Consider the following 25,338-nt stretch of genomic DNA (forward strand, 5'->3'; position numbering starts at 1 on the left):
GCTCACACCTCCGTGAGCGCGGGGAGGGCGTGTGCGCGCACCGCGGTGAGCCCGCGCTCGAGGTCGCGGAGGAGGTCGTCGACGTCCTCGATCCCGATCGACAGTCGGAGGAGCCCGGGGTGGATCCCGGCGGCGGCGCGCTCGGCGGGGGTGCGTCCGGCGTGGGTGGTCGACGCGGGATGCAGCACCAGCGAGCGCACGTCGCCGAGGTGGGTCATGTGGCTGAACAGCTCGACGGCGTCGATGAAGGCGGCCGCGCCCGCCTCCCCTCCGGCCACGGTGAAGGAGAAGACGGAGCCCTGCCCGCGGGGGAGCAGGCGCTGCGCGAGGGCGAACGACGGGCTCGACTCCAGGCCGGAGTAGTCGACCGACACGACCTCGGGCCGCTCCTCGAGGAAGCGGGCGACGGCGAGGGCGTTCGCCGAGTGCCGCTCGACCCGCAGAGACAGCGTCTCGACGCCCTGCCGCAGCAGGAAGGAGTTCAGCGGTGACGGCGTCGGTCCGAGGCGGGAGACCACGATGTCCCGCGTGTACGAGACGAAGGCGCGCCGGCCGTGCTGCTCGGTCCAGCTGCGCCCGCCGAACGACCGCTCCTCCTGGTTGAGGTGCGGGAAGAGCGCGGGGCGCGCCGCCCAGTCGAACGTGCCGGCGTCGACGATCACGCCGCCGAGGGCGGAGCCGTGTCCGGCGAGGAACTTGCTGGTCGAGTGCACGACCACGTCGGCCCCGTGCTCGATCGGGCGGAGGAGGTACGGGGTCGCGAGCGTGTTGTCGACCACGAACGGCAGCCCGTGCCGGTGCGCGATCGCGGCCAGCGCCGGGAGGTCCAGCAGATCGTTCTTCGGGTTGGGGATCGGCTCGCCGAAGAGGACCCGGGTGTCGGGCCCGATCCGCCGTTCCCACTCGCCGAGGTCCGACGCGTCGTCGACGAAGTCCACGCCGATCCCGAGCCGACCGAAGTTCTGCACCAGCAGCCCCCGGTTGCCCTCGTACAAGCGGCGCGACGAGAGCACCCGGTCGCCGGCCTGCAGGATCCCCAGGAGAGCGGAGGCGGTGGCCGCCTGGCCGCTCGCCACCAGGATCGCCTCGGCGCCGCCCTCGAGATCGGCGAGCCGACGCTCGACCTCCTCGGTGGTCGGGTTCCCGTTGCGGGTGTAGAGGTAGCCCTCGTCCTCGCCGGCGAACCGCTCGCGGGCGTGCTCGAAGCTGTCGAACACGAAGCCGGCGCTGAGGTGCACGGGCGTGACGCGCGCTCCGTGGGCGCCGTCGGGCGCGGCACCGGCGTGCACCTGGCGCGTGGTGAAGCCGGGCGCCGCGGAGGCACGGGGTGCGGGCGCGGAGGTCATGGTCGCGGTGGTCGCCGCAGCAGTGGTCGCGGTGGTCGCCGGTGCAGTGATCGTCACGGTGTGCTCCTGTCCAGACGCCCGGAAGGCGGATGCCGGGAGCCTGTCAGGCCGAGGGGAGTGCGCGCCGGATCGTGACGGAGTGTGACTGCGCGGGTCGTGGACGTCGACCGCTCGGCGTCCACGGGTCGTGCCTCAGCTGTGCGTCGTGTTCGCCCGGATCTCCTCGACGGACAGCTCCGGCGCACCGCCTGCCGCGGCCGCCGGGTCCATCCAGACGAAGTCCCAGTGGTGGCCGTCGAGGTCGTCGAAGCTCTTCGAGTACATGAACCCGTGGTCCTGCTCGCCGGCCGGGGTCGCGCCCGCGGCGAGGGCCTTCCCGTGGAGGGTGTCGACCTCCTCCCTGCTGTCGGCGCTGAGGGCGAGCTGCACCTCGGTCGAGGTGGTGGCGTCGATGATCGGCTTGCTGGTGAACTCGGCGAAGAACTCCCTCGTGAGCAGCATCGCGGTGATGGTGTCGCTGATCACCACGCTGACGGCGTTCTCGTCGCTGAAGCCCTCGTTGATCGAGTAGCCGAGCGACTCGTAGAAGGCCCTCGCGCGGGCGAGATCGGCGACGGCCAGGTTGACGAAGAGCATGGTGGGCATCGGTGCACCGTTCCTGTCGGGACGCCGGTGGCGCGCCGCCGCCGGTCGTGACTGCATGATGGTGACCGGCCGGCGGCGGTGTCAAGGAAGCGCTGCCGAGTAGGCGGTGGATGCCCGGCGCGGGGCGTCCGGAGGAGGATGCGGCGCACGGATGCCGCGGATCTGCTGGACTGGCCTCGAGCACCGCAGCACGAGCAGGAGGGAGCGGACGTGATCCGGATCCTCGTCGCCACCGTCCTCGCGGCCGCCCTCCTCGCGGCCGGCTGGACCGCGATCGGACCCTCGCATCCGGTCTTCGCCGCGGTCGCGCAGGTGGTCCTCACCAGCTGGGCGGCCCTGACCTTCGGTGCGCGCACGCGTCCGCTCGAGCAGTCCTGGTTCGACGTGGGTCGCCGCGAGCCGGCGCTGCTGCGCGCGCTCGGTGTCGGCGTCTTCGGCCGGCTGCTCGACATCGTCGGGTGGAACCGCCTCGTCACCCGGGAGCGCGGCTTCGACGGCACGCGCGCGGGGCTGGCCGCACTCGATCAGCACACCCGCCGCTCCGAGGCGGTGCACCTCGCGTGCACGGCCGTCGGAGTCGCGCTCGCCCTCGCCGCGACGGTCACGGGTGCGACGGGCGGCGCGGCCTGGCTGCTCGGGTCGACGATCGCCGTCCAGCTCTACCCCGCGCTGCTGCAGCGGCTGGTGCGGGCGCGCATCCAGCGGGCGGGGCGGGCGGCGCGCGGTGCACTTCACGTCGCGGACTCGGGAGACAGCGCCCCCGGCGGCGGACCGACCACGGCTCCCGAAGGGCGGTGATCACGGGGTCCCCGACGCGCCGCGATCGTCACCGGGATCGGCCAGGGGATGGCGGCGCGCGAGGACATCGCGAGCCACGTCGGGCGGATCGCGCCGGTCGTCCTCCGCCGCCGTCAGCAGGAGAGCGAGGGCCGTGTCGGCGGGGACCCGCTGCGCTGCGCTGATGAAGCCGACGGCCTGCAGCACGGCGATCGTCCCCGGCGTGAGCGGGGCGCGGGACGCCGCCCAGCGACGGACCTCGGCGTCGTCCGTGTCCCCGGTCAGAGCGTCGGCCAGGGGGCGTGGAGGGAGGGCATGGGCGGGCCGGTCAGTGCCCGAAGCCGTGCTCGAGCTCGACGTCGAAGGTGACGTCGTCCTCGCTCGGCTGCACGGGGAACACTCCCGTGAGCGTCCTGGTGCGTTCGCGGATGCGGGCGACCTCGGCCGTGTTGTCCGGCTCCGGGAGATCGGAGGGAGTGGTCTCGGCGACCAGGGCGGCGCCGGCGTTGAGCAGGAACACCGCCTGCACGGTGCCGCCGTCGCCGCCGATGCCGGTGTACTCCACGCGGTCCGCCGTGCTGCTCACGGCGAGGGCGACGCCGTACTCGATCAGAGCGTCCGCCGCGTCGTCTCCGACCAGCATCGTCTTGTTCGCGAAGAGGAGATGCTTCATGCCCCCAGCGTGCGCAGCGCCGAGGCCGACGGGGGAGAGACTTGACAGCTCCTGGGGCGGTCGACAGACGCGACCGCGGCACCCGGTGGCGCCCGGTCGCGCCCGGTCGTCCTCGGCGTCGCCGAGACACACCCGTGGCGTCGGCCGTCCTCTGAGCAGGTCCGCGTCACAGGGACGTGGATCGACGGACCCGTGCTGATGTCGGCCGCCGAGACACCCGGCCGAGAGCAGGGCGACGTGACGGGCGGTGTCAGCGGACCATTCGCCGACGCCCGCGCCGCTTCTCCCCTGTGAGGATCAGGGCGGCGAGGAGCGCGGCGAGGAGTGCGCCGATGGTGTTCATGAACCAGTCGTTCGTGTCGCAGGAGCGGCCGATCGCCGGAACGCCCGCCTGGACCAGCTCGATCAGGGCGGACAGGCCGGAGACGGCGGCGCCGACGAGCAGGGGCCGGCCGACCGCGACCGCGAGCAGCAGGGCCCCGGGGAGCAGGAGCGCGATGTTCGCGAGGGTGTCGATGCCGTCGAACGGCACCGAGAACTGCACGGTGCAGAAGACCCGCGGCGTCCCGTCGGGCGGATACACGGTCAGCGCGATCCCCACGACGAAGGCGAGCGCGGCGAGGACGAGAAGAGACCTTTCCGCGCCGCGCCGGTGCAGCAGCCAGGCGATCGCCGTGACCACCGCGACCGCGATCCAGAAGGCGATCGGGACGAGCGCGGCGTGGTCGACGAGGTACGTGCTGATCACGGTGCTCCGCTTCGATGTGTCGGGGTTGCGGGAGAGGAAGAGGTCTTCCGTTGACGGACGGCCCGCTCCCTCCAGGTCGGCTTGTACCGTCGACCCGCCCGTTTTCGGTGCGAGTCAGCTCCGGAGGGGAGAGCCTGCTGCGTCGAAGCGGTAGCCGCCGAAGGCGCCGCTGAGCAGCGGGCGTGCCGTCGCGATCGCGGCCTGGACCCGGGGGAGGGCGAGGGAGGCCCGATGCGCCTCGGCGCTCTCCCACAGCTCGACGACGAAGACGGTGTCGGGCTGCTCGTCGTCGACCCCGACCTCGTAGAGCAGGCAGCCGGCGTCGACGAGGTCGTCGTTGTGCTCGGTGAGGACGGCGACGAGCTCGTCGCGTCTGCCGGGGACGGCCCCGAGGGTGCCGACGTTCACCAAGGTCATGCCGCGAGGGTACCGCCGAGGACACCGGCGGCGGGTGGCCGTCCCGACGGTCGGAGTGCGGTCGGGACGTCACGCTGGACGGAGTCGCCGTGCTCCCGCCTGCGAACCGCAGACCGGTCGCGGTCGGCCCGAGGCCACGCCGGCTCGGGAGGATCGCGTCGCGAGAGAGGATCCCCGGTGGTCTCCGCGATCTCCGTCGGGTCCCACCGGCCAGGCGTGAGCGTGCTCGGACCGACGGAGTGCGCCCGATCAGCCCGCGGGCCTGCTGAACAGATTGACGATGTTCCCGTCCGGGTCGCGGACGAGGGCGGAGCGGTTGCCCCACGGCATGGTGCTCGGCGGGAGCACCACGTCCTCGCTCCGGGGTCCGAGCTCGGCGAAGGCGCGGTCGACGTCGGCCACCTCGAACTCGAGCAGGACGGAGCGGTTCGCCGCAGGGACGACGGCGCCGTCGAGCATCGCGACCGTCGAGGTGTGGGCGATCGCGAGGGTCGCGCCCGCTCCGGTGAACTGCGCGAAGACCGGCGCCGGGCGCTCGGCCGGTCGGCCGACGACCTGCTCGTAGAAGGCGACGAGGCCGTCGAGGTCGTCGGTGACGATGCGGAGGGAGGTGAACGACATGGGGCTCCTTCAGGGGCGGGGACGAGGTGGAGGCACCAGGCTCGCCGGTCGTCGCGACACCGTCCTGTCGGTGTTTCCGCAGATCGTCCGCGACTCCGCGAGGTCCGCGGCGGCCGTCCCCGGAGCAGGTCAGTCGTCGACGACGGACCGCAGCCGTCCGTACTGGAGCGCGAGGTCCTCGGCTCGCAGGGTGCGCTGCGGAGGCCGCTCGTCGGTCACCTCGACCGACAGCATCCGGTCGCCGCGGAACGCCCTGACCCCCTCCCGCAGCCGGCACCACGCGATCAGGTACCAGTGCTCCTCCTTCCCGATCGAGCCGAGCGGTTCGACGTCTCGGACCGATTCCGCGCCGCTGCTGTCGCGGTAGCGGAGCCGGACGACACGATCCGCTCGGAGGGCCGTCGCGAACTCCGCCGGGACGACCGCCTCCTCCTCGCTCTCGAGGAAGTGCACCCGGGAGGCGACCGCGCCGGCGCGGGCGGCCACGTCGTCCGGCAGGACCGCGAGCGTCTTCCGGGCAGCGGTCCTGGCTGCCTGCCGGAACGGACTGCGCTGCAGCGCGCTGAGGCCGATCAGCACGGCGACGGCCTCCTCCACCGTGAATCCGGCCGGCCCGAGGGTCGCGGACGCGTCGATGACGTAGCCGCCCGTGCGGCCGGGCTCCGCCCAGATCGGCAGACCCGCCTGCTGCAGCGCGGACAGGTCCCGCTCGATGGTCCGCACCGACACCTCGAACCGCTCGGCGAGACGGCGCGCGCTCCGCGGCCGGGGCGAGACCGCCCGCAACTCCTCGACGAGCCCGTAGAGACGATCGGAGCGGTTCACCCGACCATCATCCGCCCGGGCCTTCGGGGTGGCGTCCGTCGCCGGACTCACTGCGGAGAGATCTCCGCGGCAGCGGCCGCCGCGGGGCGCCTGCGGGAGGAGCCGTCCTGACGGTGGGCCGCCCCTGGGAGTCGCCCGTCTACTCCGCGAGCGCGCGCAGGTGCACCGCCGCCCAGGAGCGGAACGGCGTCCACGTCTCGGAGATCTCGTCGATCGACCGGTCGTCGCCGTAGCGCTTCGCGACTTCGTCGCTCAGCCTGCCCTCGTTGCGCGGCAGGACGTCGGGGAAGTTCGCGCCGCGGATCACGACGAGCTCGGCCGAGAACGGCCCCATCCCCAGGATGCTCTGCACCTGGACGAAGGCCTCGGCCGGCTGGAGCGAGCGCAGGTGGGAGCCGGAGAGCTGTCCGTCGAGGGCGGCCTCGGCGATCGCCTGCAGGTACTCCGCCTTGCGGTCGGGCAGGTCGAGGGACGCCGCACGCAGGACGGCCGGGGACGGGAAGGCTCCGTCATCACCGAGCTGCTGCGCGAGACGCGTCCTGACCGCCGCCGCCTGCCGGATCTGCAGCCGACGCGACAGGACCGTCCAGACCGCCGCCTCGTAGGGCGAGAAGAAGCCGCACGGCCGGAACCCGGGGAGCCGAGCCTGCACGTCCGCGATGACCTCGTCGCGCGCCGCGACGTCGGGCCAGCTGCGCCCGTCGATGTCGATGGACAGCAGCCGACGGACCTGCTCGGTCGCGGCGTCCAGGTCGCCCGGGCCCTCGACCACGATGCGGGCGGACGGCCCGTCCTGGGTGACCACGACGTCCACTCGCTGCCAGTCGGCATCGCAGAGGAGGGCGGAGCGGATGCCCGCGGCCTGCGGCTGCGACGCGAGCCGGTTCGGGGCGAAGCCCTCCCAGAACCGCTGGGTGGTGGCCAACGACCAGGGCCCGAGGATCTCGTGAACGGTCTCGAGTCGAGTCACGGTCGGGCCTCGGGGCTCTGAGCGGTGGCAGGACCGTCGGTCCCGGAGGGGGTGGACGCGCCGTCGGGCGGTTCATCGGCGGGTGCCGCATCGGTCGACCGTTCTCCGAAGAGGAAGGCCTCGCCGTCGGAGTAATGGCTGTTCACGCTCACGTGCTCGGCGAAGCGCTCGTCCCCGAACGCCGCTGTCAGGTCGTCGGCCGAGCGCCACTGCACGTACTCGATGATCCGATCGCTCCGGAGGTCGCGGAAGAAGCTCGTCGAGACGAAGCCCTCGAGCGTTCTGATGTGACCGCGCGTCTCGCTCTCGTTGTACTCGGCCATCCATGCCTGCTTGCCCGCGACGGGCGCCAGTCGGATGATCTCGTGGGCCGCCGTCGGGGCAGCGCGCACCGGATCGACGGGAGTCACGTCGTCCGGGCTCGCCGTCGCCGAGGTGGTGAACCGGTAGATCCCCTCGTCCACGACCCACGTCGATTCAGCGCGGCTCAGTTCCGCCGCGAAATCCTCGGCGTCGCGGCGGCTGCGCCAGAAGAGCAGCCCTAAGAGGAGCTCGGTGCCGGGGGAGGAGGGCGGGCCGAGCACGCGGCCCTGCGCCAGCCGGATCGCTCCGCCGTACCCCGTCCTCGGACGTGCGAGCGCTGCCGGCGAGGTGGCCGGATCGGACCGTTCCGACCCCGCGCCGCCCGGGTGCGCTTCTGCGCTGACCACGACGACGAAGGGGGACGCGTCACCGTCGACGGTGGTGCTTCGTGGGGACACTGACATGGGAGGACCTCCGGGCTTCGAGGACGCCGGAGGTTTTCAGCCCCGGATCGACACCGCCGGTGAGACGGGTCGACCACTCCGATGAGAATCGGTCAGGCGATGGCGGTACACCACTTCCCTCCCGCCGCCCCGATCCCGGACGCCCGATTCGCATCCCTCGGGTGAAGCGGTCGGTCCCGCGCGGCGGTGACGGGGACAGCCGCCCGACCGGCGACCGCGGCTCAGTACTGCGCCTGCTCGTGCACCTCGACCGAGCCGTAGAGGGGGGCGCGTCGGGCGTACCGCACGGCGTCGTCCCGGGTCGGGCAGTCGAGCAGGTAGTAGCCGACGAGAGCGGACCGCTCCTCCGCTCGGGAAGGGGCCGGAGCGCCGCTTCCTCTTCGCGCCGCGGTCAGATCGGTCTCGACGGAGACGTCCCCGGTGGCGTCGGCGAAGCGTCCGAAGCCGACGAGGACGCCGTCCGCCTTCAGCGACGCGTCGTAGTCCGCCCAGGCCGCGTAGTCCTCGGGTGCATCGCCCCCGGCGTAACTGCCGTCGGACCGCATCACGAGCATGATCTTCATCGCGCCTCCTCGTTCATCCGACCACCGTTCCCCCGGCGGCCGCCTCCGCGGGCGGATCGCCCCCGGAACCGGCGCGCCGAGCCTCCGACCATTCTGGGTCGAGGCGACCGTGCGGGGAAGGGATCGCTACGGAGCGGGATCGTCTGCGTCGAGGGCCTGCTGGAGGAGCCGGAGCGCCTTCGGCCCGACTCCGTGGAGGGTTGCGAGACGGTCGAGGCCCACCCGCCTCACGTCGTCCACATCGTGCACGCCCGCGTCCTCGAGCGCACGGGTGGCCGGGGCGCCGACGGCGGGAAGCGGTCGCGGATCCATACGTCCGACACTACGAACCGGACGACCGTGCCGACAGCCGATCATTCGGCGACTTCTGGCGGCGGGTGATTCCGGCGGCTGCCGTCACGACAGCAGCGGCGGCGAAGGCGACCATCGTGCGCCTCGTGGTCGTGGTTCCGGGTGGAGGGAGAGGGCGCCCGGGGGAGGTCGTCCGCTCAGGCCGCGGGAGTCGGACGCGGAGGCGCCGTACTGCCGCGTTCGACGATCTCAGGGCCGAGGAGGCGCACGACGTACGCCTCCTCGGTGTCGGTCGCGCCTTCGATCCGGCGGACGAGCTGACGCACCGCCATGCTCCCGAGCCGGTCGGGTGCGCTCTCCACGAAGGAGTAGGGGAGCGAGAAGGTGCGCGCGAACTCCTCCGAGAACCGGCCGAGCACCGAGACGTCCTCCGGGCTCCTCGTGCTCCGTGCTCCCAGAACGCTCGGAAGTGCCGCTGCGGCCGCTTCGTTGTTGACGAGCAGCCCCGTCGCCCGCGGGTGCGCGTCGAGCAGGTCTCCGAGCGCTCGGCCGACGTCCGGCTGGGTGGAGGGCGCGAACGACGTGTGCAGTCGGATGCCGTGGGCGTCGGCGGCCTCGAGAGCGGCGTCCTGCAGGCGCCAGACGTAGGCGCCGCCGCGATCGACGACGTGCTGGGGCGGGGACACGAGCACGAGCTCCCGATGCCCGAGGGCGTGGAAGTGCTCGATCATCGCGCGACCGGTCTCCTCGAAGTCGAGGTCGAAGACGTCGACGCCGGAGCAGTCCCTCGGCAGGCCGACGAGGGCGCCCGGCTGCCGGGCGTTGCGCAGGATGTCCAGCCGCGGATCGTCCACGGCGACGTTGAGCAGGACGATCCCGTCGACCATGCGGGAGTCGCTGATGCGTCGCAGGGCGCTCGTGCCGTCGGCGTCGGTGACCAGCAGGATGTCGTATCCGAGCTCGCGGGCCATGTTCGAGACGCCGAGGGTGTACTGCAGCATCGCGGGGGCGAACTCGTCCTCGAGGAACTGCGCCAGCAGGCCGATGACCCGGGTCTGCGAGGTCGCCAGCGATCGCGCGCCCGCGTTGGGCGTGAACTCCAGGCGACGAGCCGCAGCGAGCACTCGCCGGCGCACCTCGGCCGAGATCGGGCGGTTGCCCGAGAACGCGTAGGACGCGGTGCTGCGGGAGACGCCCGCTTCGCGGGCGACGTCTGCGATGGTGGCCACTGTCGTTCTCCTCGGAGGCTGTCGAACGGCGAGGACCGGTCGGACTGCTGCCGGCTCTCCGCTCAGGTGCAGGAGAGCACGCGGCGGTCGCACCTCATGCTCCTGCATCCAGGGGCCGCTGCCGGTCCGGGTGGGGGGCGCCCCACCTGCGCCCAGCCTGCCGTGGCATGCCCCGCACACGCTCGAGGCGCCCGGTACGGATACGGGGCGCCTCGAGGTCCGGGTCAGTTCAGGGTGAACTGGACGGTGGTGGTGTTCCCGGCGACGTCGTGGACGACCATGGTGTTGGCACCCTTGACCGCGCCGAAGACGCCCGGCTTGATGAAGTTCACGTCGGACCACGCGTTGTCGGTGAGATCCTTCACGCGACCGTTGATGACCGCCCTGTCGATCCTGCCCGCGTCGTACAGCTTGAAGCTCACCTGGTCGTAGACGCCCTTCTCACCGGTGGTGAAGGAGGGCTCGGTCTTGACCGTGGCCGTCGGCGCCGTGCTGTCCAGCGTCACCGCGAAGGTCTTCGTGGGCGCGATGTTGCCCGCGAGATCCTCCGCGTTGTACTTGACGGTGTAGTTCCCGTCGGGCAGCTGCACCGTGGCCGAGTGCGATCCGGTCCTCGCTCCACCGGCGACCGGGGACTGCGTGCTCGTGACGAGCTTGCCGTCCTTGTAGATGTTGGCCACGATGCGCTTCAGTCCGCGGTCGTCCGTCGCGTCGACCTGGACGGCCAGTGCGGAGAAGGGGCCCGCCGTGGTGGGCGACACCAGCGTGACCGCCGGCTTGGTCGTGTCGGCGACGGCGACCGGCGTGAGCGTCCAGAACCGGTCGGCGGTCTGGGCGTCGGTCGCGGTGCTGGTGGTGGCCCCGTCGGTTCCGAGCACGATGGTCCCGTTCCGGTTGTTCCCCGAGGAGTCCTGGAGCGCGGCTCCGGACGCCTCGTCGAACGCGTACTGCGCGACGGTGCCCGCCGCCGCCCGGCCGCCGGCCAGAGCGGCCACGTCGGCCGCGGACAGCGCCCGGTCGTAGACGGCGAAGTCGTCGATCGCGCCGTCGTAGGCCGGGTCCCCGTACTGCGACTTGCCCAGGTAGTTCCGGTTGGTGTTCCCGAGAGCCGACGGCTTCACCGTCATGTTCGGGTTCGTGGCGACGACCGTGCCGTTGAGGTACATCGTGCCCTGCGTGCCCGAGACGGTGACGACCACGTTTGACCACTGGTTGAGCGGGAAGTTCTGACCGCCGTAGGTCAGTCGCTGCTCGCCTCCGGCGCCGGTGTTCGTGATGGCGAACCGCGGTCCGGCACCCCCGGCGTTGAGAGTGAGGAACATGTTGACGTTCTGGCCCGTGCCGAAGTCGAAGACGCGGGAGTAGTTCGTCAGCGACGCCGGCTTGATCCAGGTCGAGACCGACCAGTCGCCGGTGAGTCCGCTGACGATTCCGCTGGGTAGCGACCCGTACGACGCCGTCTTGCAGAAGTCCAGTGCCGTGCCGAACCTGCCCGGCTGGCGGGCTCCGCTGACCTGGCAGTTGGACGTCGGTGCGCCGTCGGACCACTGGATGACCGCAGCGCCCGCGTCCTTGCTCAGGTTGAGGACCCCGAGCGTCTTGCCCGTCGCGTAGTTCGCGAGGCGGACCTTCCCCTTCCCGTCGGGGATGAGCTGCCAGAGCTGCTCGTCTCCGCCGTTCGCGTCGGCGATCACCGCGGCTGCTCCGTTGGACGTCGCGGCGCCGGCGATGGTCAGGGCGCGTCCGCTGGGCGTGTGGATGACGCGGTAGAGGCCCTGGCCCGCTGCCGTGATCCTCCACGCCTGTCCGGTCGAGGTCGCGGAGTCGGCCTGGACGACCGGCGTCCCGTTCGCGGTCGCGCCGCCCTGCGTGGCGAGCTGCAGACCGGAGTTCGCGTTGCCCACGGTGTAGTCGCCCGCCAGGCTGGTCGGGCTCTTCTCCGGGGTGACGATCACCTGGTAGCCGTAGGTCGGGTTCATCACGATGGGCACCGTGATCGATCCGTCGCTGGCGACCTCGTAGGTCGTGTTCGAGATGGTGACCGGGCCGTCGGTCTTCACCGTGCGGCCGTAGGAGGCGGTGAAGTCCACCTGGACGTCGACCTTCGAGCCGAGCGACAGCTCGTCGAGCCCGTTGACCTTGATGGACGTGGCTCCGGTGTTGCCGCCGGCGATGACGCGCACTTCGTCGCCCTCGTCGCTGACGGAGGCGGCGCCGTCGAGCGGACTCTCGTTCGACGGCGGCGTGGTGGTCACCATCTGGCCGCTCATCTGGGCGTACCAGGTGTAGAGCCAGTACGCGCCGTTGGGGTCGCCGTTCCGTCCGGTGAGGAGGTCGCCCAGGGCGCCCGACTGGTTCCAGAACGGGAGCTCGGCGCGGGTGATCCCGTAGCGCTCGAGCTTCGCGATGTACCCGACCAGCGGGCCGGACAGGCCGACCTCGGCGGGTGCCGCGTACTCGGTGATGTCGATGGGCGGCTCGGGGAGGTCGAGGTCGTCGAGGATGGCCCGGACCTTCTCGACGTCGCCCTTGATCTTCGAGGAGCGGATCAGCTCGTGCCACTCGAGGACGTCCGGGAGGGTGTCGGTCGCCTTCGCATGCTCGTAGAACGCGCGCATGTTCGTGATGTTGTCGGAGTAGGCGGGGCCCTGGATCGGCATCTCGGGGTCGAGGGTGCGGATCAGACGGTAGGTCTCGGTCCAGAGATCGAAGAAGGAGCCGTTCGACGCCTGCCAGGTGATATCGGGCTCGTTCCAGATGGCATAGGCGACGATGTTCGTCTTGCCGGACGCCTGGGTGTCCTCGACCATCTTCTCGACGGCCGGGAGCCAGGAGGCCTTGTCGTATCGATAGGGCCAGCCGGGCAGGTAGTCCACCAGGCGGACGACGACGCCCGCACCGGCCGACTTCGCGGTGTCTGCGACCGACAGGGCGTCACCGGTCGGCTGCTGTGTGCCCCCCTCGGGCTTCTGCACGAAGGTGTGCGGCTTGATGGGGAGGATCTTGTCGAGGGACGGAATACCGGCGCTCGCCAGTCCGTACAGGGACCCGCTGGCCATGTGAGTGACGGGACGGAAGGGCTGGTCGGCCTCCACGACGAGCGTGGCTGCGGCTCCGGGTGCCGCTTCCGCGGGAGCGCCCACGGCGAGGACGCTCCCCGCTGCGACGACCGCCGCTGAGACGACTGCTGCGAGGACACGACGCCCGCGGATCCGACGGCGCTGTCGCCGGTCGGCATCCGTGGGAGGCGTCTCGCGTAGAGCGATGGATCTGTTCATCTGCTGTATCTCCATTGATCGAGCGATTGGTCGAACCTGTCCGCACAGTGCTGCATAAATCATCGAACCGGTTCGATGTGGATTAAAGCATTAACTGGCCGAGGCCTCAATACCTCTGAGCTCTTCGAGCCTTTCGCCCCTGATGCGACATGGTGCGTTCGTATCTTTCCGACACCTCTGCACCAGAAGTTGCGAAAGCTTATGAGGAGGACCGCGAGTGACTCGGGAAAGAGCTGTCGACGGCGTTTTGTCCTGGGCGCGCGTCCCACGGGGGAGGACCGTGCGGGAGCGGATCCCCGGCTGTGCCGCATCGTCGAAGGTCTCGACCCGGTCCGTTCACCGGGGCGGGGTCGAGGGAGAAGCCCCTCCGCCGCGACGAGCGGCAGAGCAGCGACCCTCAAGCGGTTCGGACCTCTACCGTTGCACCCGTGCCCCTCCTTCTCGCCGACCTGCTGTCGTGAGAGCGCTCGTCGCCTGGCTCGAGCACCGCCAGATCCCGCTCTACCTCGCCGCGATCGCCGCCGGCGCCGCTCTCGGACTGCTGCTGCCCGCCGCGCACCACCTCGAGGTCGCGATCGAACCGGTGCTCGCGCTGCTGCTGTTCGCCACGTTCCTCGGGGTCCCGTTCGCCGCGATCGGACGGTCTCTGCGCGACGGCCGCTTCCTCGCCGCGGTCGGGGTGCTGAACTTCGTCGTCGTGCCGCTCGTCGCCTACGGGCTGTCCCGATTCGTCGCCGACACTCCGGTGCTGCTGTTCGGGGTCCTCCTGGTGCTCCTGACGCCGTGCATCGACTACGTGATCGTGTTCGCCGGGCTCGCCGGAGGGGCGTCCGACCGGCTGCTCGCCGCCGCACCGCTGCTGATGCTCGCGCAGATCCTCCTCCTCCCCGTGTATCTGCTGCTCTTCATCGGTCCTGCGGGGGTGGCGGTGGTCGACGCCGGTCCGTTCGCGCGGGCGTTCCTGCTGCTGATCGTGGTGCCGTTGTCCGCGGCCGGGCTGGTGCAGGCCCTGGCGCGCCGACACAGAGCCGGCCGGATCGTCGAGTCCACGATGCTCGGGCTCATGGTGCCGCTCATGACGGCCACGCTCTTCACCGTCGTCGCCTCCCAGGCCGGCGCCGTGGGCGCCTCGGCCGGCCGGCTTCTCGTCCTCGTCCCGCTCTACGCGGGATTCCTCGTGGTCATGACCGCTCTGGGGCTGGGTGCTGGACGCGTCTTCCGGCTCGACGTGCCCGCGACGCGCGCCCTCGTGTTCAGCGGCGCGACCCGCAACTCGCTCGTCGTGCTGCCCCTCGCACTCGCGCTCCCGGCACCGCTGTCGCTCGCGCCCGTCGTCGTCGTCACGCAGACCCTCGTGGAACTCGTCGGCATGGTCGTCCTCGTCCGACTGCTCCCTCGGCTCGCCCGAGACCGAGCAGTGCGGGCCGGCCCGGTCTGACGCGGACTCACCAGCGCCCGAGACGACTCGGGCCTGCAGAAGGGCCGCCCGGGGAGTCGCCCGGGAGGTGCTCGCCGGTCAGTCCTTCTCCGGTCTGCCCGCAGTCCCCGCGTCAGCGGGCTCATCGGCCGGGGCGACAGGAGCTGCGGACTCGACCGCGGTGGGCTGGACCTCGGCTGATCTCGCATTCCTGGCGGCGAGGCGCTTCTTCTGGGACTTGCCGGTGCTGAACGGGCTCACCCACAGCCAGGAGAAGCGCCGCAGCGACTGGAAGATGAACAGCGACGCCCAGAGGGAGAACACCGTCAGGGCGACCGGGAAGACCGTCGCCGGAAGGGGTGGGACATTCGTCTCGCCGAGCAGGGGGACGAATGCGACGACGACCGCGATCACGAAGAGGTGCAGGAGATAGATCTGGAAGCTCTGCTGCCCCATGGTGACGAAGATCTTCAGTGCGCGGACCTTGACGAGGTACTGGGAGCCGGCGATGCCCGCGATGATCGCGACCGAACTGGCGATCAGGATGACGCCCGGAACGCGGTTGGCGTCGAAGGCGACGATCACCGCGATGATGCCGAGGTAGGCCACCGCGAGCGCGAGCGCCTGCCAGAGCTTCACGCGAGCGGCGAAGCGGTAGAACGTGCGGGGGATGAACATCGCCACGAGGAAGAAGATGAAGTTCTGGAGCACCCGGTCCCAGCCGATGTTGTCGGTGTCGAGCAGGCCGGTGGTCGTCGCCGCGACGGCCAGCAGCCCGGCCACCGAGAGCTGGATCCATCGGGGCACCTTGCGGATCAGCCAGGCGAGGATGCTGAAGATCGCGAGAGCCCAGATGAACCAGTAGCTGCTCGACGGCAGGATGGGGAGCACCAGCACGTTGAGCGGGTCCGTCGGCGAGGTCGCCTCCGACCGTGAGAACGGGACGATGAGGTAGAAGACGACCCGGATGAACGACCACAGCAGGTAGAGGTACACCAGCGCGAGCACTCGGCGGCGCCACAGTTCGGCGAACGTCCACGTCAGCATCCGGGCGGCCGTGAGGCCCGCGATGAAGAAGAACACGGGCATGGGGAAGTAGAGGAGCACGGTGCGGAGCTTCGGGACGTACCCCGCGAGGTCGAAGAATCCGAGGAACAACGACGAGTGGTAGAGCACGACGAGGCTGATCGCGACGCCCTTGGCGAAGTCGATCCACTCCCGCGACTCGGGGCGCTTCACCACGGCGCCGGTCGCACTCGACCCGGTCATCCGCCGCTCCTCGCGTGGGCGCACACGGCGCGATCACTGTTCACCGATTGCTGCGGATCCATTGCGCCCCCAAGATGTCGAATTCGAACCGGATGCGGATGAGCCCCCGGTTCATTCCCCGTACGGGTCCTGAGAGTACGGGAAAGTTTCCGATCACGGACGAGTCGATGGAGCATCGAGGCGGCAAGGGAAGTCCGGACGCCTCGCCGCCGCCTGTCCGCGGAGATCGCCCGTCCGATCCCGGAGTCGCTCGGTGGATCGGGACGGGCGGCGGAGGATCGCAGACGAATGGACCGTCGAGAGACCCGCAGACGGCGCTTTCGTCCAGCCCCGGGGGTCGCGGACCCGAAGAACGAGACGAAACCGGCGTGCGGCCAGGACACCTCGACCTCTCCGGCATACTCCATGACGTGAACGACGCCACCACCGCCCCCAGTCTCGACGGCCGCGAGTTCGTGATGACCTCCTCGACCAACAGTGCGGTCGACCCGGAGTCGCCGTCGCGGTTCCACTACTCCGAGCGCGACGGAGTGGTCTGGGGCGACTACGTCGGCGACACCGTGACCTTCGGCCGGTTCGTGGGCACGCGCACCGGCGACGCCCTGCAGGTCTCGTTCGTGCACCAGCTGATCGACGGCGGGACCGTGGTCAGCGGCACCGGCGGCAGCCGCGTCGAGCTCGACGGGGAGGGCCTGCTGCGGCTCGTCGAGGAGTTCGAGATCGACGGCGACGACCACGTCAGCATCTGCGTCGAGGTCTGACGCTCAACGCGCCGCGTCGCGGCCGTTCCCCGCGGTGGTGAACCGCGTCATGCCGAGCCGGTTCGTCGATCCGGAGCGGTCGGGGATGTCGGAGGGCAGCAGGTAGGCCTTGCGCACCACCTCGTCGAGCACGACGACCGAGACCACCGACTTCACCTCGGGCCGGGCCGCGACCACGCCGGTGACGAAGTCGTGCACGCCGCCGATGTCGAGCGAGCGGACCAGGAGCATCGCGTCGTGCTCGCCGGTCGTGATGCAGCAGTACTCCACGTCGGGCATCTGGAGGATGCCCTCGCGGAACCGGTGCCACGACTGCGGATGCACCGTCACGAACACCAGGGCGCAGACGTCGAGCCCCACCTTTCCCGGATCGACCAGGGCCGAGAATCCGGTGATGACGCCGGATGCGGTCAGCTGCTCGACCCGGTTGTAGACGCTCGCCCGCGAGACGTTCACCCGCTCGGCCAGGGCGGACATCGAGATGCGCCCGTTCTCGCGCAGGACGGCGAGGATGCGCAGATTGAGGTCGTCGAGCCCGCCCGCGCTTTGTCCAGCGACCGCACCGGCGGCCGGATCGGTGATCGACATAATCCACTCCTTCGTCGCTGCGGGCGGCAGTTCGTCCACGATAGCGGCCCTCTGGAAACGGAGTGCGTCGCGATGTGCCATCGTTTCGCAACACGTCCAGCCGAACCCTCGCCAGGAGGCCTCCATGGTTGTCCGCTCCACCCGCACCCCGCGCTCCGCCCCGACGCGAGTGGTGATCGCCGCTGCGGCGGTCTCCCTCGCCCTTCTGGTGGCGGGCTGCTCCTCGGGCCGCGTCGACACCGCCGACGGCAGCAGCGCGACGCTCACCATCAACAAGGCGTTCGACCTCAAGACCGCCGACCCGGGCCGCATGTACGAGCCGACCGGCCAGATGGTCGACAAGGCGCTCTACGAGACCCTCCTCACCTTCGAGGGCGGCGACGTCTCGCAGGTCGTCGACGGCCTCGCGAGCCTCGAGCAGTCCGACGACGCGAAGACCTTCACCCTCAGCCTGAACGGCGAGCACACCTTCTCGGACGGCACCGCGATGACCGCCGACGACGTGGTGTTCTCGCTGCAGCGCGTGATCGGCCTCAAGGGCAACCCCTCGTTCCTCCTCGACGGCGTCACCGTCACGAAGAAGGACGACACGACGGTGGTGCTGACCACCGAGAACCCCACGCCCGCCCTGCCGGCGATCCTGGCGAACCCGGCGCTCGGCATCCTGAACTCGAAGGTCGTGAAGGAGAACGGCGGCACCACCGACGAGACCGACACCGCCGAGACGTTCCTCAACACCACCTCCGCCGGCTCCGGCCCGTACGTGCTCGACACGCTCGACCTCGCCTCGCAGGTCGTGCTGACCGCGAACGAGAACTACGACGGCGACGCCCCGGGCTACGGCCGCGTGGTCATCCAGAACGTCGAGGGCGCGACCCAGAAGATCAACGTCGAGGGCGGAAGCGCCGACGTCGCGCTGGACCTCTCGGGCACCCAGGCGGAGGCGCTCGGCGACTCGGTCGCGGTGACCAGCGACCCGTCGGCGAACGTGATCTTCCTGCTGCTCAACCAGAACCCCAGCGTCTCGGCGATCACGTCGAACCCCGACTTCGTGAAGGCCGTGAAGGAGGCCGTCGACTACGACGACCTCGTCTCGATCGCCGGCAACGGCACCGCCCAGGCGTCCGGCGTCATCCCGAGCATGCTGCTCGGTGCCCTGCCCGAGAGCGGCGCGCTCACCCAGGACCTCGACGCCGCGAAGGCGGACCTCGCGAAGAGCGGCTACGCCGGCGAGTCCGTGACGCTCAACTTCCCGAGCGACATCAGCCTGAACGGCATCGACTTCCCGACCATCGCGCAGCGCATCCAGTCGCAGCTCGAGGACGCCGGCATCACCGTCGAGCTCGCCCCGGCCCCCGTCGCCACCGAGCTCGACGCCTACCGCAACGGCACCGAGACCATGGGCCTCTGGTACTGGGGCCCGGACTACCCGGACCCGAGCGACTACCTCGTCTTCACCCCGGGCGACGTCGTGGGCCTCCGCTCCGGCTGGACCGACGGTGCGGCCCCTGCGATCTCGGCGCTGGCCGACGCCGCGGCCACCGGCGGCAGCGACGACGAGCGCCAGTCGCGCTTCGAGGAGCTGCAGACCGCGCTGAACGCCGACGGCCCCTTCATCCCGCTGCTCCAGCCCGGCAACAACATCGCCGCGGCGAAGGATGTCTCGGGTGTCGTCTACAACGCGGTGTGGACCATCGACATCGCGGCCCTCGCCGCGCAGTAGCCCGTGTCCACCACCACCACGACGGCCGTCCGGACCCCGCGTCAGCGCGGGGGCCGGGCGGCCCACCCGTTCCTCCGCTACGCGCTCCGCCGCGTGCTCACCTCGCTGCTGCTGGTGGTGGGCGTGACCCTCGTCACCTTCATCCTGACCAACCTCGTGCCGGGCGACCCCGTGGCGGCCGCCCTCGGCCAGCGCGCTGCGGAGGATCCGGAGATCGTCGCGCAGTTCCGCGCCCAGTACGGTCTCGACCAGCCGCTCGTCGTGCAGTACTTCACCTATCTCGGCAACCTGCTGCACGGCGACCTCGGCGTCTCCACCACCACGCACAACCCGGTGGTCGGCGACCTGGCGAAGGCGCTGCCGGCCACCCTCGAGATCGCCTTCGGCGCCATCGTGCTCAGCGTGATCGTCGGCGTGCTGTTCGGCACCGTCGCCGCCTACCGGCGCGGCAGGGCCTCCGACCACGTTCTGCGCGTCGTGTCGCTGGCCGGCCTCAGCGTGCCGACCTTCTGGCTCGCGCTGGTCCTCTACTACGTCCTCTACTTCCAGCTCCGGATCGCGCCGGGATCCGGCCGGCTGAGCAGCGACTTCACCACGCCGCCGACGGTGACGGGCCTCTACACGGTCGACGCCCTGCTCGCCGGCCAGCTCGACACCTTCCTCGACGCGGCGTCGCACCTCTTCCTCCCCGTCCTCGTCCTGACGCTCTACACGGTGGGCCTGCTGACCCGGTTCGTGCGCACCGCGGTGCTCGAGATCCTCGACCAGGACTACGTGCGGGCCGCCCGCGCGAAGGGGCTGCCGAACCGCGCGGTCACCTTCTCCTACGTGCTGCGCGGGGCGAGCATCCCGATCCTCACCGTCGTGGGCCTCGCCTTCGGCAGCCTGCTCAGCGGCACCGTGCTCGTCGAGGCGGTCTTCGGCTGGCCCGGGATCGGCTCCTACGCCTACCAGGCCGCGTCGCACCTCGACCTGCGCGGCATCATGGGCGTCGGCCTGCTCATCGGCGTGATGTACCTGCTCGTGAACCTGATCGTCGACCTGCTGTACGGCGTGCTCGACCCGAGAGTGAGGCTGGCCTCGTGACGGATCCGCGAACCACCCGGTCCGACCCGCGCGACGGCGCTCCTGCCGGTCCGCGCGACGGCGTCGGTGCCGGAGTGCTCGACCCGGTCGCCGCCCCCGGCCTCCGCCTGCGCCGCCCCCGCCTGCGCCTGGGCCGCTGGTCGGCGCCGCTCGGACTCCTCGGCGCCGCCGTCGGCGTGCTCTGGATCCTCATCGCCGTGCTCGCCCCCGTCATCGCCCCGCACGATCCGCTCGCGCAGGACCTGCCCCTCCTCCAGGCGCCCGGCGAGGGCACGCTGATGGGGACCGACGCGCTCGGCCGGGACGTGTTCTCGCGGGTGATCTGGGGTGCCCGGGTCACGATCCCGCTCGCCCTGCTGCTCGTCGTGATGTCGGTGCTGATCGGCGCGATCGTCGGATCCGTCGCCGGATTCCTCGGCCGTGCGGTCGACGAGGTCGCGATGCGCATCACCGATCTCGTGATGGCGTTCCCCACGGTCATCCTGGCGATGGTGATCGCGGCCGCGCTCGGAGCGTCGCTCCTGAACGCGGTGCTCGCGGCGCTGATCGTGTCGTGGCCGTCCTACGCCCGGCTGACCCGCGGTCTCGTCCTCGGCCTCCGCTCGTCGAACTACGTCGTGTCCGGCCAGCTGCTCGGCTTCTCGCCGCTGCGCTCCCTCGTCCGCGACATCGCGCCCAACATCGTCGGCCCGGTGCTCGTCCTGGCGAGCCTCGACATCGGCACGGCCATCCTCCTGTTGTCGGGCCTGTCGTTCCTCGGGCTCGGTGCGAAGCCGCCGACCGCGGAGTGGGGCTCGATGGTGTCGGACGCCATCCAGAACTTCGACGCGTGGTGGATCGGGGTCTTCCCGGGCCTGGCCATCCTCACCGTCGTCATCGCGTTCACCTTCGTCGGCGACGCCCTGCGCGACGCCCTGGACCCGCGGTCGCAGACGATCCGCGGAGGAGGCGCCACGCTGTGAGCGACGCACTGACCATCAGCGGGCTGCGCATCCGCACCCGCAGCCACGCCATCGTGGACGGCATCGATCTGGCGCTGCGCCGCGGCGGCATCCACGGTCTCGCCGGCGAGTCGGGCTCGGGCAAGACCATGACCGCCCTGGCGGTGCTCGGACTGCTGCCCGGAGCGATGACGGCCAGCGGGAGCATCCGCCTCGCCGACGACACCGGCGACGGCACGACGGAGCTCGTCGGCGCGTCCCGGCAGGTGCTCGGCGCGGTGCGCGGACGCCGGGTCGCCATGGTCTTCCAGGACCCGTCGACGAGCCTGCACCCGCAGCTCACCGTGGGACGCCAGCTCACCGACCACCTGCGCCACCACCTCGGTCTCGGCAAGGAGGCCGCGCGGTCCAGGGCCGAGGCCCTGCTCGAGCGGGTGCGGGTGCCGGACGCCCGGGCCTCCCTCGGGCGCTACCCCCACCAGTTCTCCGGTGGTCAGCGGCAGCGCATCGCGATCGCGGTGGCGCTCGCGTGCGAGCCCTCCGTGCTGCTGGCCGACGAGCCGACGACCGCGCTCGACGTGACCGTGCAGGCCGGAGTGCTGCAGCTGCTGCGGGAGCTGGTCGACGACGGCGGGCTGAGCATCCTGCTCGTCACCCATGACCTCGGCGTGATGAGCGCCGTGGCCGACGAGGTGACGGTGATGCGCCAGGGGCTCGTCGTGGAGTCGGCTCCGCGCGAGCGGCTGTTCACCGCACCCGAGGACGAGTACACGCGGGCGCTGCTCGCGGCTCTGCCCGGCTCGAGCTTCGAGGAGAGCCCGGAGGAGCTGGTCGCCGAGCTCGTCGAGGGGCACGAGAGGGCCGCCGCCGCGGACGATCCGGGCGCGGCCGCGGCAGGCGACGTCGAGAGGGGTGCGCGATGAGCGCGGGAGTGGTTCTCGAGGCCGATGGCATCGTGGTCGAGTACGGGCGGCGACCGCCGCTGCGTGCCGTCGACGGGGTCGGCTTCCGGGTGGCGGCCGGCGAGGTCGTGGCGCTGGTCGGAGAGAGCGGCTGCGGGAAGTCGAGCCTCGCGCGCGCCGTGGTCGGCATCGAGAAGCGCCGCGGTGGCGACGTGCGCCTGAACGGCGTCGACGTGCCCGCGCTCGGACTCCGTCGGCGCAGTCCGGTGATGACCGGCATGCAGATGGTCTTCCAGGATCCGAACTCCTCGCTCAACCCCCGTCGCCGCATCGGCGAGCAGATCGGCGACGGCGTCCGGGCGGCGCTCGCCCGGGGCGCCGAGGGCTCGGACCCGGCCGACTGGCTGCGCCGCGTCGGGCTCGATCCGTCGATGGCGAGCCGGTTCCCGCACGAGTTCTCCGGCGGGCAGAAGCAGCGCATCGCCATCGCGCGGGCACTCGCCGCGCGGCCGCGGATGCTCGTGGCCGACGAGCCGATCTCGGCCCTCGACGCCTCGACCCAGACGAGCGTCGCCGCGCTGATGCGCTCGCTCAGCGTCGAGGCCGGCGCGGGCATGCTGTTCATCTCGCACGACCTCTCGGTGGTCCGGCGCATCGCCGACCGGGTGCTCGTGATGTACCGCGGCCGGGTCGTGGAGTCGGGGGACACCGAGACGGTGTGGCAGAGCCCGCTGCACCCGTACACGCGGGCGCTGCTCGCGGCGATCCCGCTGCCGGACGGGCTGGGGCGGCTGCCGCTGGCCCCGCTCGACGCCGACCGGGCGGCCTGGCTCGAGGAGCTGCCCGACGCGCTGGAGCGGACGGGCGCGTGAGCGCGGTGGAGGAGGCCCGGGCAGGGGAGTCCGCACTCTGGAGCATGCCGAGGGCCGTGAACCGCAGCCCGCTCCCCGGGGACGGCGCGTTCATGACCGCCGGCTGGGCCGATCCGGAGCCGGTGATCGACCCCGACGACCCGGTGCTCGCCTACACCGCGGAGCGCCGGTCGCGACTGGCGCAGGCGCTGCCCGCCGAGCTGCTGATCATCCCCGCCGGCCTGCCGCGGGTGCGCTCGAACGACAGCGACCACCGCTTCCGCCCGGGCACCGACCACGTGTGGCTGACGGGCAACGGAGTCGCCGAGAGCGTGCTCGTCGTCGACACGACGGGAGGGGAGGCCGGCTCGATCCTGTACCTGCGTGCTCCCTCCGGCCGCGACGGAGACGAGTTCTGGCAGAACGACGCGCTCGGCGACCTCTGGGTCGGGCCGCGGCCGTCGCTCGCCGAGACGCAGGCGGCGCTGGGCATCGAGACCCGGCCGCTGGCCGACTTCACCCGCGACGTGGAGCGGGCCGCGCGGCGGGCCCGGCGCATCCGGGTCCTGCCCACCCTCGACGAGAGCGTCGACGAGCTGGTGCGGAGCATCTGCGGGCCGGAGCTCGGACCGCACCTCGTGCTCAAGGCGACGCTCGACGAGCTGCGCCTGATCAAGAACGACTGGGAGATCGGACGGCTGCAGCTCGCCGTCGACGGCACGGCGCGGGGCTTCGACGACTGCCTCGAGGCGTGGCCGGTCGCCCGCGCGATGCCCCGCGGCGAGCGCTACCTCGAGGGCACCTTCGCCCGCCGCGCCCTGGTCGAGGGACAGGGGCCGGCCTACGGATCGGTCGTCGCCTCGGGAGCGCACGCCACGACCCTGCACTACACGCGGAACACCGGGCCCCTCGCCGAGGGCGATCTCGTCCTGATGGACATGGGGGTCGAGCTGCACTCGCTCTACGCCGCCGACATCACCCGGACCTTCCCGGTCAGCGGGGAGTTCACCCCGCTGCAGCGGGACGTGTACTCGATCGTGCTGCGCGCGCAGCAGGCCGGCATCGACTCCCTGCGCGCGGGAGTGCGCTTCCAGGACTACCAGGACGCGTGCGGGCGAGCCCTCACCGAGGGGCTGATCGACCTCGGCCTGATCCGCTGCTCCGTCGACGAGGCCATGGCCCCGTCCGCGTCGTACCACCGCCGGTGGAGCATCTCCCGCGCCGGGCACATGCTCGGGATGGACGTGCACGACTGCAACCACGCTCCGCACGAGACGTACCTCGGCGGAGTGCTCGCGGCCGGCCACACCCTCACCGTGGAGCCGGGCCTCTACTTCCAGCCGGGCGACCTGACGGTCCCCGCCGAGCTGCGGGGCCTGGGCATCCGGATCGAGGACGACCTCGTGGTCACGGAGACGTCGTCGATCCTGCTCTCGGCGGCGATGCCGCGCACGCCCGACGCGGTGGAGGAGTGGATGGCGAGGTTGGCGGGCTGAGAGATCGGGCCCTCGACGCGATCGGCCGACGCGGCCTACGGGAGCTGCGGGGGCGCGATCAGTTCGAGGAATCCGCCGAGGGCACCTTCGAGGTAGATGATGCGCGTGCCGGCTCGGGCGCCAGCGGTCATCCGGTGAGGTGTCCCGACCGGTCTCCAGCCGTGTCCAGCGCAGAGTTCGAGGACACGATCGAGGTCCGAGACCGTGAGCGCGATGTGCACCGTGCCGACCTGCGCGGGCGAGCCGGCGGACTCGAGCTGTCGGGGCGGGTCGTACTGCAGCAGCTCCACCCGGTGGGGGCCGAGTGTCACCGTCGCTGCGCGGATCACGGCTCCACGGACGCCGGTGGTCGCCGCCGTGACGTCCACGTCGAGCATGAAGGTGCGCTCGAGCACGAACCCGAGACCGGAGCACCACAGCACCAGCGCGTCGTCGAGGTCGGCCACGGTGAGACCGGAGTGAGCGACGTCGGAGACGAGCGGTGATGCCATGACATCAGTATCGAACTCCGACATGCCTGCCTGAGGATGTGCGGCGCTCCTCACCCTCCCTGGGTGAGGCCGGTGATCAGGTTGATGGCGACGGCGACGACGAAGGTGCCGAAGAAGTAGGACAGCAGGGCGTGGGCCAGGGCGTTCCGGCGTGAGGGGGTGGAGGACTGGGTGATGCTGCTCGCGCTGTAGGCCATCCCGATCGAGAACGCGGTGTAGGCGAAGTCGCTGTAGGACGGGTCCTCGTCCTGGTCGAAGTCGAAGCGGTGGCGGTCGTCGAGGTAGTACATGCGTGCGTATTTGAAGGCGTAGACGGTGTTGACGAGCGCCCAGGCCGCGACGACCCCGACGACCGCGAGGATCGCGGCCGCGGATCCGACGGGGTCCTTCTGCTGGCTGCGGAGGAGTGCGACGACCACGAGGACGAGGCTGAAGAAGGTGGCGGCGATGATGAGCGAGTCGACCAGCTTCCGGGACCGGTCCTCGTGGCGGGCGAGGTCGCGGGTGCGTTCCGGGCCGGCCGGCCACGCCGTCGACCAGGCCCAGACGAGGAACACCGCCGCGGCGATCGCCCAGCCGAGCAGAGGCGACAGATCGGGGACCGCAGTGGACCCTGAGCGCTCGGGCCGGAGATCCTTCAGACGGGCACGATCGGCCCCAGCA

27 protein-coding genes are annotated in these 25,338 nt (G+C 71.2%); 9 read left to right on the top strand and 18 right to left on the bottom strand.

The window, feature by feature from the left end; translation table 11 throughout:
* Nucleotides 1-2 precede the first annotated feature (2 nt).
* Together C5C50_RS04970 and C5C50_RS04975 are read right to left on the bottom strand one after the other, a co-directional pair.
* Entirely contained in the window at nucleotides 3-1,346 is a 1,344-nt protein-coding gene (locus tag C5C50_RS04970) for an O-acetylhomoserine aminocarboxypropyltransferase/cysteine synthase family protein (RefSeq protein ID WP_104273041.1), read from the bottom strand.
* Between the two features lie 192 nt (nucleotides 1,347-1,538).
* Nucleotides 1,539-1,991 carry a VOC family protein gene (locus C5C50_RS04975; protein WP_104250854.1) on the bottom strand — a complete coding sequence of 151 codons (453 nt, stop codon included), beginning with the start codon at nucleotides 1,989-1,991 and terminating at the stop codon, nucleotides 1,539-1,541.
* Nucleotides 1,992-2,129: 138 nt separating this feature from the next.
* Between C5C50_RS04975 and C5C50_RS04980 the strand changes: the two genes are divergently transcribed.
* On the top strand, nucleotides 2,130-2,789 hold the full coding sequence (locus C5C50_RS04980; protein WP_104272989.1) for a hypothetical protein: 660 nt from the start codon (nucleotides 2,130-2,132) through the stop codon (nucleotides 2,787-2,789).
* On the opposite strand, the gene C5C50_RS04985 is transcribed toward C5C50_RS04980, so the two are convergent.
* From C5C50_RS04985 to C5C50_RS05045, 12 genes are all read right to left on the bottom strand, one after another.
* Nucleotides 2,790-2,975, bottom strand: a complete 186-nt coding sequence (locus tag C5C50_RS04985; protein ID WP_104233977.1) for a hypothetical protein — start codon at nucleotides 2,973-2,975, stop codon at nucleotides 2,790-2,792.
* Between the two features lie 121 nt (nucleotides 2,976-3,096).
* A complete protein-coding gene (locus tag C5C50_RS04990; protein ID WP_104272990.1) occupies nucleotides 3,097-3,441 on the bottom strand; it encodes a hypothetical protein in 345 nt (114 codons plus the stop codon).
* A gap of 250 nt (nucleotides 3,442-3,691) precedes the next feature.
* Nucleotides 3,692-4,189 carry a VanZ family protein gene (locus C5C50_RS04995; protein WP_104326008.1) on the bottom strand — a complete coding sequence of 166 codons (498 nt, stop codon included), beginning with the start codon at nucleotides 4,187-4,189 and terminating at the stop codon, nucleotides 3,692-3,694.
* A 114-nt stretch (nucleotides 4,190-4,303) separates the two neighbouring features.
* Nucleotides 4,304-4,606, bottom strand: a complete 303-nt coding sequence (locus C5C50_RS05000; RefSeq protein WP_104272992.1) for a putative quinol monooxygenase — start codon at nucleotides 4,604-4,606, stop codon at nucleotides 4,304-4,306.
* Nucleotides 4,607-4,855: 249 nt separating this feature from the next.
* Nucleotides 4,856-5,227, bottom strand: coding sequence for a VOC family protein (locus tag C5C50_RS05005; RefSeq protein WP_104272993.1), 372 nt, complete (start codon nucleotides 5,225-5,227; stop codon nucleotides 4,856-4,858).
* Between the two features lie 129 nt (nucleotides 5,228-5,356).
* Nucleotides 5,357-6,052, bottom strand: a complete 696-nt coding sequence (locus tag C5C50_RS05010) for a YafY family protein (RefSeq protein ID WP_104272994.1) — start codon at nucleotides 6,050-6,052, stop codon at nucleotides 5,357-5,359.
* A 139-nt stretch (nucleotides 6,053-6,191) separates the two neighbouring features.
* Nucleotides 6,192-7,022, bottom strand: coding sequence for a DNA-3-methyladenine glycosylase (locus C5C50_RS05015; protein ID WP_104272995.1), 831 nt, complete (start codon nucleotides 7,020-7,022; stop codon nucleotides 6,192-6,194).
* On the bottom strand, nucleotides 7,019-7,783 hold the full coding sequence (locus C5C50_RS16880; RefSeq protein ID WP_181133888.1) for a hypothetical protein: 765 nt from the start codon (nucleotides 7,781-7,783) through the stop codon (nucleotides 7,019-7,021). The genes C5C50_RS05015 and C5C50_RS16880 overlap by 4 nt, the downstream gene beginning before the upstream one ends.
* Before the next feature lie 227 nt (nucleotides 7,784-8,010).
* Nucleotides 8,011-8,352: a YciI family protein gene (locus C5C50_RS05030; RefSeq protein ID WP_104272997.1), complete on the bottom strand. Its 342-nt coding sequence runs from the start codon at nucleotides 8,350-8,352 to the stop codon at nucleotides 8,011-8,013.
* Nucleotides 8,353-8,478: 126 nt separating this feature from the next.
* On the bottom strand, nucleotides 8,479-8,664 hold the full coding sequence (locus C5C50_RS05035; protein ID WP_104223264.1) for a DNA-binding protein: 186 nt from the start codon (nucleotides 8,662-8,664) through the stop codon (nucleotides 8,479-8,481).
* A gap of 176 nt (nucleotides 8,665-8,840) precedes the next feature.
* The gene (locus tag C5C50_RS05040) at nucleotides 8,841-9,872 is read right to left on the bottom strand and encodes a LacI family DNA-binding transcriptional regulator (protein WP_104260243.1); all 1,032 of its coding nucleotides are present in this window, start codon (nucleotides 9,870-9,872) and stop codon (nucleotides 8,841-8,843) included.
* A 224-nt stretch (nucleotides 9,873-10,096) separates the two neighbouring features.
* On the bottom strand, nucleotides 10,097-12,931 hold the full coding sequence (locus C5C50_RS05045; RefSeq protein ID WP_219814075.1) for a LamG-like jellyroll fold domain-containing protein: 2,835 nt from the start codon (nucleotides 12,929-12,931) through the stop codon (nucleotides 10,097-10,099).
* Between the two features lie 676 nt (nucleotides 12,932-13,607).
* On the opposite strand from C5C50_RS05045, the gene C5C50_RS05050 reads away from it, so the two are divergent.
* On the top strand, nucleotides 13,608-14,588 hold the full coding sequence (locus C5C50_RS05050) for an arsenic resistance protein (protein WP_104272999.1): 981 nt from the start codon (nucleotides 13,608-13,610) through the stop codon (nucleotides 14,586-14,588).
* A gap of 78 nt (nucleotides 14,589-14,666) precedes the next feature.
* On the opposite strand, the gene C5C50_RS05055 is transcribed toward C5C50_RS05050, so the two are convergent.
* Nucleotides 14,667-15,836 carry an acyltransferase gene (locus tag C5C50_RS05055; protein WP_104223260.1) on the bottom strand — a complete coding sequence of 390 codons (1,170 nt, stop codon included), beginning with the start codon at nucleotides 15,834-15,836 and terminating at the stop codon, nucleotides 14,667-14,669.
* Between the two features lie 410 nt (nucleotides 15,837-16,246).
* On the opposite strand from C5C50_RS05055, the gene C5C50_RS05060 reads away from it, so the two are divergent.
* Nucleotides 16,247-16,597, top strand: coding sequence for a hypothetical protein (locus C5C50_RS05060; RefSeq protein WP_258060307.1), 351 nt, complete (start codon nucleotides 16,247-16,249; stop codon nucleotides 16,595-16,597).
* 3 nt (nucleotides 16,598-16,600) lie between these two features.
* On the opposite strand, the gene C5C50_RS05065 is transcribed toward C5C50_RS05060, so the two are convergent.
* A complete protein-coding gene (locus tag C5C50_RS05065) occupies nucleotides 16,601-17,185 on the bottom strand; it encodes an Lrp/AsnC family transcriptional regulator (RefSeq protein WP_104223259.1) in 585 nt (194 codons plus the stop codon).
* A 124-nt stretch (nucleotides 17,186-17,309) separates the two neighbouring features.
* On the opposite strand from C5C50_RS05065, the gene C5C50_RS05070 reads away from it, so the two are divergent.
* Genes C5C50_RS05070 through C5C50_RS05095 form a run of 6 tightly spaced genes read left to right on the top strand, consistent with a single transcriptional unit; the run spans nucleotide 17,310 to nucleotide 24,184 of the window.
* Nucleotides 17,310-18,908, top strand: coding sequence for an ABC transporter substrate-binding protein (locus tag C5C50_RS05070; protein WP_104273000.1), 1,599 nt, complete (start codon nucleotides 17,310-17,312; stop codon nucleotides 18,906-18,908).
* A gap of 3 nt (nucleotides 18,909-18,911) precedes the next feature.
* Nucleotides 18,912-19,994: an ABC transporter permease gene (locus C5C50_RS05075; RefSeq protein WP_104273001.1), complete on the top strand. Its 1,083-nt coding sequence runs from the start codon at nucleotides 18,912-18,914 to the stop codon at nucleotides 19,992-19,994.
* Nucleotides 19,991-20,956 carry an ABC transporter permease gene (locus C5C50_RS05080; protein WP_258067665.1) on the top strand — a complete coding sequence of 322 codons (966 nt, stop codon included), beginning with the start codon at nucleotides 19,991-19,993 and terminating at the stop codon, nucleotides 20,954-20,956. The genes C5C50_RS05075 and C5C50_RS05080 overlap by 4 nt, the downstream gene beginning before the upstream one ends.
* On the top strand, nucleotides 20,953-21,858 hold the full coding sequence (locus C5C50_RS05085; protein WP_104273002.1) for an ABC transporter ATP-binding protein: 906 nt from the start codon (nucleotides 20,953-20,955) through the stop codon (nucleotides 21,856-21,858). The genes C5C50_RS05080 and C5C50_RS05085 overlap by 4 nt, the downstream gene beginning before the upstream one ends.
* On the top strand, nucleotides 21,855-22,709 hold the full coding sequence (locus tag C5C50_RS05090; protein ID WP_104273003.1) for an ATP-binding cassette domain-containing protein: 855 nt from the start codon (nucleotides 21,855-21,857) through the stop codon (nucleotides 22,707-22,709). The genes C5C50_RS05085 and C5C50_RS05090 overlap by 4 nt, the downstream gene beginning before the upstream one ends.
* Nucleotides 22,710-22,765: 56 nt before the next feature.
* Nucleotides 22,766-24,184, top strand: coding sequence for an aminopeptidase P family protein (locus C5C50_RS05095; protein WP_219812914.1), 1,419 nt, complete (start codon nucleotides 22,766-22,768; stop codon nucleotides 24,182-24,184).
* A gap of 35 nt (nucleotides 24,185-24,219) precedes the next feature.
* On the opposite strand, the gene C5C50_RS05100 is transcribed toward C5C50_RS05095, so the two are convergent.
* Complete coding sequence (locus tag C5C50_RS05100; protein ID WP_181133889.1) at nucleotides 24,220-24,675, bottom strand: VOC family protein; 456 nt, start codon at nucleotides 24,673-24,675, stop codon at nucleotides 24,220-24,222.
* Nucleotides 24,676-24,725: 50 nt separating this feature from the next.
* Complete coding sequence (locus C5C50_RS05105) at nucleotides 24,726-25,316, bottom strand: DUF1345 domain-containing protein (protein ID WP_104273005.1); 591 nt, start codon at nucleotides 25,314-25,316, stop codon at nucleotides 24,726-24,728.
* Between the last annotated feature and the right edge of the window lie 22 nt (nucleotides 25,317-25,338).

This window comes from Rathayibacter sp. AY1D9 (assembly GCF_002932395.1).
Taxonomy (GTDB): Bacteria; Actinomycetota; Actinomycetes; order Actinomycetales; family Microbacteriaceae; genus Rathayibacter.

Bases quoted from the DNA above. Each gene is read 5' to 3' on its own strand.
- C5C50_RS04970 (WP_104273041.1), bottom strand. From the start codon at position 1,346: ATGACCTCCGCGCCCGCACCCCGTGCCTCCGCGGCGCCCGGCTTCACC.
- C5C50_RS04975 (WP_104250854.1), bottom strand. From the start codon at position 1,991: ATGCCCACCATGCTCTTCGTCAACCTGGCCGTCGCCGATCTCGCCCGC.
- C5C50_RS04980 (WP_104272989.1), top strand. From the start codon at position 2,130: ATGCGGCGCACGGATGCCGCGGATCTGCTGGACTGGCCTCGAGCACCG.
- C5C50_RS04990 (WP_104272990.1), bottom strand. From the start codon at position 3,441: ATGAAGCATCTCCTCTTCGCGAACAAGACGATGCTGGTCGGAGACGAC.
- C5C50_RS05000 (WP_104272992.1), bottom strand. From the start codon at position 4,606: ATGACCTTGGTGAACGTCGGCACCCTCGGGGCCGTCCCCGGCAGACGC.
- C5C50_RS05005 (WP_104272993.1), bottom strand. From the start codon at position 5,227: ATGTCGTTCACCTCCCTCCGCATCGTCACCGACGACCTCGACGGCCTC.
- C5C50_RS05030 (WP_104272997.1), bottom strand. From the start codon at position 8,352: ATGAAGATCATGCTCGTGATGCGGTCCGACGGCAGTTACGCCGGGGGC.
- C5C50_RS05035 (WP_104223264.1), bottom strand. From the start codon at position 8,664: ATGGATCCGCGACCGCTTCCCGCCGTCGGCGCCCCGGCCACCCGTGCG.
- C5C50_RS05045 (WP_219814075.1), bottom strand. From the start codon at position 12,931: ATGGCCAGCGGGTCCCTGTACGGACTGGCGAGCGCCGGTATTCCGTCC.
- C5C50_RS05055 (WP_104223260.1), bottom strand. From the start codon at position 15,836: ATGACCGGGTCGAGTGCGACCGGCGCCGTGGTGAAGCGCCCCGAGTCG.
- C5C50_RS05065 (WP_104223259.1), bottom strand. From the start codon at position 17,185: ATGTCGATCACCGATCCGGCCGCCGGTGCGGTCGCTGGACAAAGCGCG.
- C5C50_RS05070 (WP_104273000.1), top strand. From the start codon at position 17,310: ATGGTTGTCCGCTCCACCCGCACCCCGCGCTCCGCCCCGACGCGAGTG.
- C5C50_RS05090 (WP_104273003.1), top strand. From the start codon at position 21,855: ATGAGCGCGGGAGTGGTTCTCGAGGCCGATGGCATCGTGGTCGAGTAC.
- C5C50_RS05100 (WP_181133889.1), bottom strand. From the start codon at position 24,675: ATGGCATCACCGCTCGTCTCCGACGTCGCTCACTCCGGTCTCACCGTG.